The organism is Sphaerisporangium sp. NPDC005288, from assembly GCF_040607475.1.
GTDB lineage: Bacteria > Actinomycetota > Actinomycetes > Streptosporangiales > Streptosporangiaceae > Sphaerisporangium > Sphaerisporangium rhizosphaerae.
The window spans coordinates 51,795-62,699 of sequence record NZ_JBEXGT010000046.1 but is presented as its reverse complement, the minus strand read 5'-3'; the positions used below and the strand labels follow the sequence as shown (position 1 = coordinate 62,699).

Genomic DNA, 10,905 nt, shown 5'->3' with positions numbered 1-10,905 from the left:
CTCCTCACTCGGAAGCGCTCGTTCCTCGCACTTCCTCCCTCGTCGGTCAGGGAACCGGCGCGCCCGAACCGTGTTTTCCGGCGCTCGCTCCGCTCGCACGGGTTCGGGCGCCTTTGAGCCGGTCCCCTTCCCTCCTCACTCGGAAGCGCTCGTTCCTCGCACTTCCTCCCTCGTCGGTCAGGGAACCGGCGCGCCCGAACCGTGTTTTCCGGCGCTCGCTCCGCTCGCCGGCGGTTCAGCGGGTCTTGGCCGGGTGGGCGGTCTTGGACGGCGGGCGGAGGGCCGTGTCGGGGCTGTGGGCATTCGGGGCGTACAGCCCCGCGTCGGCGGCGGCGCTGACGTTGGTGTCGGCGTTGGTGTCGGTGGTGGTGTTGCCGTTGGTGTTGGCGACCACGGGCGTGCCCAACTCGGTGCCCAGGCCCAGGCCGACGCCGAGGCCGGTGTCCGTGTCGGTGTCGGTGTCGTCAGCGGTGTCGTCAGCGGCGTCCACGTCGGTCCCGGTCCCGGTCCCGGTGTCGGTGTCGGTGTCGTCTCCCCGGTGGATGCCGGCGGAGGCGGGGCTGTGGGCGCAGGCCGCGGCGGCCGGCACGACGATGGCGACGGCGGCGCAGGCCGTGGTGATCAGAAGACGGCGAATCATTTTGTTGCTCCTCCCGAAGGAAACCCGTCACGGCGCCCCGGTCCAGGTCCCCTGGGAGACAGAGGTCTTTGATCAAGAACTGTCCGCGTGCGGGTGACTACTCTGGGCGCCGGTGTGACCGTACCCATCGCCCGAATGCGGATAAGAGTGATGAACGGTCAGCGGATGGCAAGGATTGCGATCTCCGGCAGGGAGCCGCGGACGCCCGCTGTCGCGGCCGGTCAGATGTCGGCCGCCCGCGCCAGCCGCACATGGGCGCCGGGCGGCAGGCCGAGGCGCTCGGCGGCGTCGCCGGAGCGCACGGCGAAGGTGATGTGCCCCGCCGAGTCGGTGAAAGCGACCAGGCTGCCCGGCGGGACGGCGGCGAAGGTGTCGCGCAGCGGCACCGTGATCTGCCGCCTGCCCATGGAGACCGCCAGGGTGTCCCCGACGTGGACGCCGATGGAGGCGAGGTCGTCGGCGGTCACCGACAGTTGCACGTTGCCGTTGCGGTCGAGCGAGAGGACCTCGCCGTCGGCCGCCCCCTCTCCGATCCGCGCGGTCGGCGCCGGCAGCGACAGCAGGCGGTCGAGCGGGACCTCGGGGCCGACGTCCGCGGGCTTGCTGCCGGTGCACAGGCGCGCCGCGACCGGCGCGTAGATGTCCCTGCCCGGAAAGGCCGGCGACAACCTGTTGAGGAACAGGTCGCGGTTGGAGATCTCGTAGGCCACCCGCGCGCCCCCCGCGGCCATGAGCGCCCACGAGAGCAGGCCGTTGTCGGGGCCGATGAACACGCGGTGCCCCGCCTCGACGACGATCGAGCGGCGGGCGCCCGCGGTGGCCGGGTCCACGGCGCCGACGTGCACACCGGCGGGCAGGTATGGCAGCGTCTGGGCGAGGATCGCGGCGCCGCGCCGGATGTCCCCGGCCGGGACCAGGTGACAGACGTCGATGATCCGTGCCTGTGGGGCGATTCCCATGATCACCCCGTGGCAGGAGGCCACGAACCCGTCTTCCAAGCCGTAGTCAGTGAGAAGCGTGATGACAGAGGTCACACTTGGTGACTGTACGTCGTTGGACCGCGGTGTCATAGGGGCCCATCCGCAGACGCCGGCAACCTTGCCGATCTTCGTGCCCGGCCGGCCCGAGGCGGCGGGCTTTCGCCCCGATATGGCGGTCACCGGTGCTCGGCCCCGCCGGGCGCGCGCGGCGTTCCCCGGCGATGCTCGGGTCCGGGTCTCCCGAACTGTCATGAACAGCCGCGAATTCCCGACTACGATTGCCACGGGCCGCACGCGCGCGTCGTGGCTCAGGGTCGCGCTCGACCGGGTGCACGACGCATCTCCCTCGCCCTGCCCGGCCCTCCGTCCACGTCTCCCGTGTACCCGACCGAGGAGGACATCTTGGACACCGCACCAGATCGTGGTGACAGCGATCCCGAGGAACCCTCCACCCCCGAGACCCCCGGCGGCCTGACCGATCGCGAGCGCGAGCTCCTGGCCTTCGAGCGCCAGTGGTGGCGGTACGCGGGCGCCAAGGAGCAGGCCATCCGCGACGCCTTCGACATCTCGGCGACGCGCTACTACCAGCTGCTCGGCCGGCTCGTCGACCGGCCGGAGGCCATGGCGTTCGACCCGCTCACCGTCAAGCGGCTGCGGCGGCTGCGCGCTTCGCGGCAGCGCGAGCGCGCGGCCCGCCGTCTGGGCATGCGCCCGTGATCCGGGGGGTAGTGCTGAACGCGTGACTCATGATGTGTTGCCGGACATCGCCGGATTGGCGGCGATCAAGGCCGATCCCCAGGGCGCCGTGATCGGGCTGGACTTCGACGGCACGCTCGCGCCGATCGTCCCCGATCCCGCCGACGCCCGCGTCGACCCGCACGCCGCCGCCGCGCTGGTGCGCCTCGGCGGCCTGGTCGGGGCGGTGGTGCTCGTGACCGGCCGCCCCGCCGCCACGGCCATCGCCTACGGCGAGGTGCCCGGCGGGCCCGGCCTCGCCGACGTGCCCGGGCTCGTGGTGCTCGGCCAGTACGGCCTGGAGCGCTGGGAGGACGGCACCTTGAGCGCCCCCCCGCCGCCGCCCGGCGCCGATCGCGTCCGCGCCGAGCTTCCCGGCCTGCTGGCCTCGCTGGGGCACCCCGTCAGGAATGGGAGCGAGCCGGGGATCACCGTGGAGGACAAGGGCAGGGCGATCGCCGTCCACACCCGCAGGGCCGCCGACCCCGAGGGCAGCCTGCGGGCGCTGCGCGACCCGCTGGCCAGGCTCGCCGCCGAGACCGGCATGCTGGTCGAGCCGGGGCGGCTGGTGCTCGAGCTGCGGCCCGCCGGGATGGACAAGGGGCACGCCCTCGGGGCGTTCCTCGCCGAGCGCGGCGCCCGGTCGGTGCTGTTCGCCGGGGACGATCTCGGCGACCTGGCCGCGTTCGAGGCCGTCCGCCTGTCGGGCCTGCCCGGCGTGACGGTGTGCAGCGCCTCCGCCGAGGTCTCCGCGCTCGCCGAACGCGCCGACCTGGTCGTGGATGGCCCGGCGGGCGTCGCGGCCCTGTTGTCGGCGCTCTCCGACGCCCTGACCCGCCGCTGAGACCGGTAGGCGGTGAAGCACTCGAACGGCTCGAAAACCGTGTCAGCGCGCGATCGACCGCCTCCGGCCGCGCCGGACGGCCGCGATCAGCGGTCGAGGGCGGCGAGCTGGTCGGCGAACCACTGGCGCGGGGGCAGGGCCGTGGCCGCCGCGCGCAGGCGGGTGCCGCGCTTGGCGCGCTCCTCCTCGGGGAGCATCAGCGCCTCGTACAGGGCGCCGGCCGTGCCCGAGACGTCGTAGGGATTGACCATCAGCGCGTCCCGGCCCAGCTCGGCGGCGGCCCCGGCCTCCCTGGACAGCACCAGCGCGCAGTTGGGCGCGAGGATGGGGCCCTCCTTGGCGACGAGGTTCATGCCGTCGCGGATGGGGTTCACCAGCAGCACGTCGGCCAGGCGATAGGCGGCGAGCGAGCGGGCGTAGTCGTCGTCCACGTTGAGGATCAGCGGGTCCCAGTCCTCGCCGGCGAACTCGTCCTCGATCTGCTTGGCGCACCGCTGCACGGCGGCGGTGTACTCGCGGTATTCGGGCAGGTCGTGCCGGGAGGGGTAGGCGAAGGCCAGGTGCACGACCTTGCCGTGCCACTCGGGATGGTCGGCGAGGAACTGCCGGTAGGCCGACAGCCCCCGGACGATGTTCTTGGACAGCTCGGTGCGGTCGATGCGCACGATGAGCTTGCGGTCGCCCACCCGCTCGCGCAGGGCCAGCATGTGCGACTCGACGTCCGGCTCCAGGGCCCGCGCCCACAGCGCGTCACCGTCGACCCCGAGAGGGTGCACGCCGATGCGGGTCGTGCGTCCCTCGTAGGTGATCGTGCGCTGGACGCGGTCGACCTGGGCGCCGAGCAGGGTCTCGCAGCAGTCCATGAACGCCGAGGCCCAGCGCGCGGTCAGGAAGCCGGCCTGGTCGGCGCCGAGGATGCCGGTCAGCAGCTCGGCCGCGATGTCGTCGGGCAGCAGCGAGAAGTACTCCGGCGGCGCCCACGGGGTGTGCGAGAAGTGGGAGATGCGCAGGTCAGGGCGCTCCACCCGCAGCATCGCCGGAGCGAGCGTCAGGTGGTAGTCCTGGATCATCGCCCGGGCTCCGTGCGCGGCCTCCTCGGCCAGCGCCAGTGCGAACGCGGCGTTGTAGTCCTGGTAGGACTCCCACTCCCGGCGGAAGCGCATGTCGAACTGCGGCGAGTTGGGCGTGTCGTACAGCAGGTGGTTGACGAACCACAACGTGGAGTTGGCCACCGCGTTGTAGGCCCGGTGGAACGTCGCGGGCGGTATGTCCAGCATGCGCACCGGGCCGGTGTCGTAGCCGGCCTGGTCCAGGCGCCCGCCCGACGCCAGCCGCACGGCGCTGCGGTCGCCGTCGGACAGCGCCGCGCACACCCACAGCACCTCGGCGTCCTTGGCCACCTCGGACAGGCCGGAGACCATGCCGCCCCCACCGCGGCGCATCGTCAGCGTGCCGTCATCGGCGAGCGTGAACGACACGGGCCCCCTGTTGGAGGCCAGCAGAACTGTGTTCATCCGCCCATCACCACTCCTCGTCCGCCCTGCGGCGGTCGTCCCTCGCCGGTTCATCTCCGCTGTGACGCGCACCTGGCCGCAGATTAATTGAATTTAACGCTCCCAATAAGATGGGTTGGCGGTCAGGTCAGGGCTGGCCGCAGGCGGTCGAGAGGAGCTCGGGGCATGGCGCTTGACGAGACGACCGAGGATCTGGCCCGCGCGGCCGCCGCGGGCGACCACCGTTCGCTGGGCGAGCTCCTGCGCCGCATCGAGGCCGACGTGCTGCGCCACTGCTCGCGGCTGCTGCCGTACCACCAGGACGCCGAGGAGGCCTGCCAGGACACCCTGCTGGCCGTGGCGCGCAACATCGGGCGGTTCGAGGGGCGGGCCCGCTTCTCCACCTGGCTGCACATCGTGACGACCAACTGCGCCCGCACGACCTACCGCACCCTCAAGCGCCGTGCGGCCGAGCAGACGGCCGATGAACTGCCCGAGCTGCGGGCCGACCCGCGCAGGGTCAGCGTCATCGCCGGGTCGCGGCTCGACCTGCTCGACGCGATGGAGTCCCTGGAGGCCGACAAGCCCGAGCTGGCCCAGGCCCTGGTGCTGCGCGACATCTGCCAGCTCGACTACAACGAGGTCGCCGAGCAGCTCGGCATCCCGCTGGGCACGGCCAAGTCGCGCATCCACCAGGCGCGCAAGTACGTCCAGGCGGCGCTCGGCGACGCCTACGGCCGGCCCTTCGCCTAGCGGCCCGCGCGGTGCGTCACGCGCCCTCTGCCTGCCTGCTCTGTTCCGGGACGGAGCTTCTCGCCACGCTTCTTGCAACGTGCTCACCTGCGGCTTCGGTTTCTTCCATCGTGCTCTCACGTCTCGGAGAATGAGACGGACGGCCGTCCGCGCCGGTGGGCGAGGTACAGTTCTTAAGGCCTGCTTGTGATACAAGCGGGATCACAACTTCATATTGCTCATCCAGAGGGGTGGAGGGACCGGCCCTGCGAAGCCCCGGCAACCCTCCCGGCTGTGGTCATCCGCGTCTGCCGAACGACGCGGCACTCAAAGACCAGTGAGACCGGCCGGGACAGGTGCCAATTCCGGCCTGTGACCAAGGTGGTCCGGGCGAAGATGAGGGAAAGGCCTCGCTTCATGGCGCTCGCAACAGCTGAGACAACGACCACGCTCGACTTCGGCCCCGCCGTCGCTCTTTCGTGCCGCGAATGCGGCACCAGGTTCGACCTGGGACCGATCTTCGCCTGTGCCGAGTGTTTCGGGCCACTCGAAGTGGCCTACACCTGGAGCTCTCCCGGCGAGACCGGGACGGCGGTGACCCGTGAGCAGATCGCCTCGGGTCCGAGTAACATCTGGCGCTACCGCGGGCTGCTGCCGGTTCCCGCCGACGTCGCCTCCCGGCCCAACCTGGCGCCCGGCTGGACCAAGCTGGTCAAGGCCGACAACCTGGCTCGCGAACTGGGCCTGCGCAGCCTGCATGTCAAGGACGACTCCGGCAACCCGACCCACTCGTTCAAGGACCGGGTCGTCGCCATCGCGCTGGAGGCCGCGCGCAACTTCGGCTTCCACACCCTGTCGTGCTCCTCCACGGGCAACCTCGCGGGCGCGGTGACGGCCGCGGCGGCGCGCGCGGGGCTGGACGCCTGCGTGTTCATCCCGTCCGACCTCGAAGAGGCCAAGATCGTCATGGCCTCGGTGTACGGCGGCCGGCTGGTCGGCATCGAGGGCACCTACGACGACGTCAACCGGTTCTGCTCCGAGCTCATCGGCGACCCGCTGGGCGACAAGTGGGGCTTCGTCAACGTGAACCTCCGGCCGTACTACGCCGAGGGGTCCAGGACGCTGGCCTTCGAGATCGCCGAGCAGCTCGGCTGGCGCCTGCCCGAGCAGATCGTCATCCCGGTGGCCTCCGGCTCCCAGCTCACCAAGATCGACAAGGGGTTCCGGGAGCTGATCAAGCTCGGCCTGGTCGAGGACCGCCCATACAAGGTCTTCGGCGCGCAGGCCGAGGGCTGTTCGCCGGTGTCGGCGGCCTTCAAGGCGGGCCACGACATCGTGCGTCCCGTCAAGCCCGACACCATCGCCAAGTCGCTCGCCATCGGCAACCCGGCCGACGGCCCGTACGTGCTCGACATCGCCCGTCGCAGCGGCGGCGCGGTGGAGGACGTCACCGACGCCGAGGTGGTGGACGCCATCCGGCTGCTGGCGCGCACCGAGGGCATCTTCGCCGAGACCGCCGGCGGCGTGACCGTCGGCGTGCTGCGCAAACTCGTCTCCAACGGCCTGCTCGACCCGGAGGCCGAGACGGTGGTGCTCAACACCGGGGACGGCCTCAAGACGCTCGACGCGGTCTCCGCCGAGGCGAGGCCCACCGCGGTCATCCGTCCTTCGCTCGACGCATTTCGTACGGCTGTCGCCGACCACTCCTGAAAGGGCCCGATAAATGAGCGTTTCTGTGCGGATTCCGACGATTCTTCGCACCTACACCGACGGCGCGTCGGAGGTGAGCAGTGACGGGGCGACCCTGCGCGAGGTGCTCCAGAAGCTCGACGCCGACTTCCCGGGAATCGGGGCCCGTATTCTGGACGAAACGGGCAAGATCCGCCGTTTTGTCAACGTGTATGTCGGAGAAGAGGACGTCCGATTCGTCGACGGTCTCGACACCGCAACCCCCGAAGGAACCAACATCTCGGTGATCCCCGCCGTCGCCGGGGGCTGACCTCCGCGCCCTTCTGGCCTTTGTGAGGCGTGCTCAAGTCTCACCGGCCCCATCAGTCACATCACGCCCATGCGTCCTAGCTGGACGCATGGGCGTCGCCATGTCCGCAAGGGGGGCCCGGTAGCGGGACGACTATCATAATAGAAGTGATTACCGAGCCCTCCGTTAGTGTAATTGTCAACTAACTAAACGCGAGCGGGAAATAGCCGAGTGCCGCTGAGAGCGAACGTCAAGTAGTAGTTTCCCGATTGACTCTGTTGCTTCAACCCTTGCCACAGGTATGGTCGAGAACGATCGACGTAGCCGAGGAGTTCGCATGCGTCTCGGCTCCGAAGGTCACGGACCTCGCGGAGGAGTGGGCGGGGTCCGGAGCCCAGCAAGAGGAGTCGGAAAGTGGCGCAGGGCACCGTCAAATGGTTTAACGCGGACAAGGGCTACGGCTTCATCGCGGTAGACGGTGGTAAGGACGTGTTTGTCCACTACTCAGCGATCCTGTCCGAGGGATACCGGTCCCTAGAGCAGGGTCAGCGGGTGGAGTTCGAGATCACGCAGGGGCAGAAGGGCCCGCAGGCGGAGTCCGTTCGCACTGTGTGACGTGGCCGGCGTCGCCCGGCCAGACGAAGATCCACTAGTCTCTCCCCGTCAGTAGCTGGAAGGTTCGGTCTGTCATGCACCAAGACGGGCCGGGCCTTCCTTCATGTCAGCCTGCGGGGTCGTACCGCCTACCCTGTGGAGGCGGGCCCAATATTCGGCATACGGTCGGAGAAATCCTTGTGCCGCCCAGGTCATAGGGGTTGTCGCTTGCACTCGACCGGGTAGAGTGCTAAACAGTTCGTTGGCACTCTCCTGTCGAGAGTGACAAACCTGGATCGAGGCGATGGGGCCTGGCGATCCACGGCGACAGGTGCCGTGGAGGCGCGGGTTTCATGCCGTCGCGGGCGTCGGCTCGATCCGCTGCAAGCCACCCTGTATCTGGGAGGTCTAGCCGTATGGCAGCCAAGATGATCGCGTTTAACGAGGACGCCCGGCGCGGTCTCGAGCGCGGTATGAACCAGCTCGCCGATGCCGTCAAGGTGACCTTGGGTCCCAAGGGCCGCAACGTCGTGCTGGAGAAGAAGTGGGGCGCTCCCACCATCACCAACGACGGTGTCTCCATCGCCAAGGAGATCGAGCTCGAGGACCCGTGGGAGAAGATCGGGGCCGAGCTCGTCAAGGAGGTCGCGAAGAAGACCGACGACGTCGCGGGTGACGGCACCACCACCGCCACCGTGCTCGCCCAGGCGCTGGTACGCGAGGGCCTGCGCAACGTCGCCGCCGGCGCCAACCCGATGTCCCTGAAGAAGGGCATCGAGGCCGCCGTCGAGCGCGTCAGCGAGGAGCTCTCCAAGATCGCCAAGGATGTGGAGACCAAGGAGCAGATCGCCTCCACCGCCTCCATCTCCGCCGGCGACACCCAGATCGGCGAGATGATCGCCGAGGCCATGGACAAGGTCGGCAAAGAAGGCGTCATCACCGTCGAGGAGAGCAACGCCTTCGGCCTGGAGCTCGAGCTCACCGAGGGCATGCGCTTCGACAAGGGCTACATCTCCGGTTACTTCGTGACCGACCCGGAGCGCATGGAGGCGGTCCTCGACGACCCCTACCTCCTGATCGTCAACTCCAAGGTGTCGGCCAACAAGGACCTCCTCCCGCTGCTCGACAAGGTCGTGCAGGCCGGCAAGCCGCTGGTGATCATCGCTGAGGACGTCGAGGGCGAGGCCCTGGCCACCCTGGTCGTCAACAAGATCCGCGGCCTGTTCAAGTCCGTGGCCGTCAAGGCCCCCGGCTTCGGTGACCGCCGCAAGGCCATGCTCGGCGACATCGCCATCCTCACCGGTGGCCAGCCGATCAGCGAGGACGTGGGCCTCAAGCTCGAGACCGCCACCCTCGACCTGCTCGGCCGCGCGCGCCAGGTCATCATCACCAAGGACGAGACCACCATCGTCGACGGTGCGGGCGACCCCGAGCAGATCGCCGGCCGGGTCAACCAGATCCGCGCCGAGATCGAGAACACCGACTCCGACTACGACCGCGAGAAGCTCCAGGAGCGTCTGGCCAAGCTGGCCGGCGGCGTCGCCGTCATCAAGGCCGGCGCGGCGACCGAGGTCGAGCTCAAGGAGCGCAAGCACCGCATCGAGGACGCCGTGCGCAACGCCAAGGCGGCCGTCGAGGAGGGCATCGTGCCCGGCGGTGGCGTGGCCCTGCTCCAGGCGGGCGCCAAGGCCTTCGACAAGCTCGAGCTGTTCAACGACGAGGCCACCGGCGCCGCGATCGTCCGCAAGGCGCTCGAGGAGCCGCTGAAGCAGATCGCCGTCAACGCCGGCCTTGAGGGCGGCGTCGTGGTCGAGCGTGTGCGCAACCTCGAGACGGGCGTCGGCCTCAACGCCGCGACCGGCGAGTACGTCAACATGCTCGAGGCCGGCATCATCGACCCGGCCAAGGTCACCCGTTCGGCGCTGCAGAACGCCGCCTCCATCGCGGCGCTCTTCCTCACCACCGAGGCCGTCATCGCCGAGAAGCCCGAGAAGACCCCTGCCGCTCCCGCCATGCCCGGCGGCGGCGACATGGACTTCTGAGCCTCCGGCTCACGCCACATCGAAAGGGCCGCTCCCGGATTCGTCCGGGGGCGGCCCTTTCGGCGTCCGAGCAGGCGCGCCCTCTCGGCGCGGGCTCCCCTCAGAAGCCGGGGCAGGCCCGTTCGACGGCGTCGAAGGCCCGCTCCAGCAGGGCCAGGTGGTCGGGCATGACCTCGGCCGCGCGCTCCCCGGCCATCATCCGCCGCGCGCTCGCGATGTACACCGTGCGGTAGGCGGCCAGGAAGAGCGCGGCGGCCAGCTCGGCATCGACGTCCCCTGAGCCGGGGCCGCCACCGACGTTCCCTGAGCCGGCGCCGCCGTGGACGTCACGGGACCCGGCCTCGACGTCGCCAGGGCCGGCATCGGCGTCGCCAGGGCCGGCGTCGGCGTCGCCGGGGCCGGCGCCGGTCGCCTCCGCCAGCAGGGCGGCGATCAGCGCCTCCAGGTCCTCCAGGGCCTCCCGCACCCTGGCCCGCAGCGCCGGGGAGTCCAGGATGACCTGCCAGAAGGCCTGCTGGCCTTCCCTGATGCCCGACAGGGCATGACCGCTCCGCAGCAGCTCGAAGATCAGACGGCGCAGCGCCGCCAGTGGCGGGCGGCCCTCTGGCCGGTCGCGGACCGCCCGGGTGACCAGCTCGACCACCTCGGGGACCCGGTCGAGGAACAGGTCCTCCTTGCGCGGGAAGTAGTTGAACACGGTCTTGGCCGAGACGTTCGCCGCCTCCGCCACCTCGGCCACCGTGACGTTGTCGAACCCGCGCATGAGGAACAGGCCGGAGGCCACGTCCGAGATCAGCTGCCGGGTCTGCCGCTTCTTGCGTTCACGAAGCCCGAGGTCGGTGTCCACGCCGTCCAATATAGTGGCTA

At 70.0% G+C, this 10,905-nt stretch carries 11 protein-coding genes and 1 riboswitch; of the genes, 7 read left to right on the top strand and 4 right to left on the bottom strand.

The window, feature by feature from the left end:
• Positions 1–235: 235 nt before the first annotated feature.
• Both ABZU32_RS33295 and ABZU32_RS33290 read right to left on the bottom strand, forming a co-directional pair.
• Positions 236–640: a hypothetical protein gene (locus tag ABZU32_RS33295; RefSeq protein ID WP_354928577.1), complete on the bottom strand. Its 405-nt coding sequence runs from the start codon at positions 638–640 to the stop codon at positions 236–238.
• A gap of 221 nt (positions 641–861) precedes the next feature.
• Positions 862–1,674, bottom strand: coding sequence for an SAM-dependent chlorinase/fluorinase (locus ABZU32_RS33290; RefSeq protein ID WP_354928574.1), 813 nt, complete (start codon positions 1,672–1,674; stop codon positions 862–864).
• A gap of 348 nt (positions 1,675–2,022) precedes the next feature.
• Between ABZU32_RS33290 and ABZU32_RS33285 the strand changes: the two genes are divergently transcribed.
• Complete coding sequence (locus ABZU32_RS33285; protein ID WP_354845348.1) at positions 2,023–2,337, top strand: DUF3263 domain-containing protein; 315 nt, start codon at positions 2,023–2,025, stop codon at positions 2,335–2,337.
• Between the two features lie 22 nt (positions 2,338–2,359).
• Positions 2,360–3,199: a trehalose-phosphatase gene (gene otsB / locus ABZU32_RS33280; protein ID WP_354928571.1), complete on the top strand. Its 840-nt coding sequence runs from the start codon at positions 2,360–2,362 to the stop codon at positions 3,197–3,199.
• Between the two features lie 86 nt (positions 3,200–3,285).
• On the opposite strand, the gene ABZU32_RS33275 is transcribed toward otsB, so the two are convergent.
• Positions 3,286–4,713, bottom strand: a complete 1,428-nt coding sequence (locus ABZU32_RS33275; protein WP_354845354.1) for a trehalose-6-phosphate synthase — start codon at positions 4,711–4,713, stop codon at positions 3,286–3,288.
• Positions 4,714–4,878: 165 nt separating this feature from the next.
• Here ABZU32_RS33275 and ABZU32_RS33270 point away from each other — a divergent pair, with 165 nt between their 5' ends.
• From ABZU32_RS33270 to groL, 5 genes are all read left to right on the top strand, one after another.
• Complete coding sequence (locus tag ABZU32_RS33270) at positions 4,879–5,445, top strand: sigma-70 family RNA polymerase sigma factor (protein WP_354845357.1); 567 nt, start codon at positions 4,879–4,881, stop codon at positions 5,443–5,445.
• 215 nt (positions 5,446–5,660) lie between these two features.
• Positions 5,661–5,827: riboswitch (SAM riboswitch) on the top strand.
• Positions 5,828–5,841: 14 nt separating this feature from the next.
• Positions 5,842–7,134, top strand: coding sequence for a threonine synthase (thrC, locus tag ABZU32_RS33265; RefSeq protein ID WP_354928611.1), 1,293 nt, complete (start codon positions 5,842–5,844; stop codon positions 7,132–7,134).
• Positions 7,135–7,147: 13 nt separating this feature from the next.
• Positions 7,148–7,423 carry a MoaD/ThiS family protein gene (locus ABZU32_RS33260; RefSeq protein WP_354928565.1) on the top strand — a complete coding sequence of 92 codons (276 nt, stop codon included), beginning with the start codon at positions 7,148–7,150 and terminating at the stop codon, positions 7,421–7,423.
• A 393-nt stretch (positions 7,424–7,816) separates the two neighbouring features.
• Positions 7,817–8,017, top strand: coding sequence for a cold-shock protein (locus tag ABZU32_RS33255; protein WP_354845365.1), 201 nt, complete (start codon positions 7,817–7,819; stop codon positions 8,015–8,017).
• Between the two features lie 395 nt (positions 8,018–8,412).
• On the top strand, positions 8,413–10,038 hold the full coding sequence (gene groL, locus ABZU32_RS33250) for a chaperonin GroEL (protein WP_354928562.1): 1,626 nt from the start codon (positions 8,413–8,415) through the stop codon (positions 10,036–10,038).
• Between the two features lie 100 nt (positions 10,039–10,138).
• On the opposite strand, the gene ABZU32_RS33245 is transcribed toward groL, so the two are convergent.
• Complete coding sequence (locus ABZU32_RS33245; protein ID WP_354928559.1) at positions 10,139–10,885, bottom strand: helix-turn-helix domain-containing protein; 747 nt, start codon at positions 10,883–10,885, stop codon at positions 10,139–10,141.
• Between the last annotated feature and the right edge of the window lie 20 nt (positions 10,886–10,905).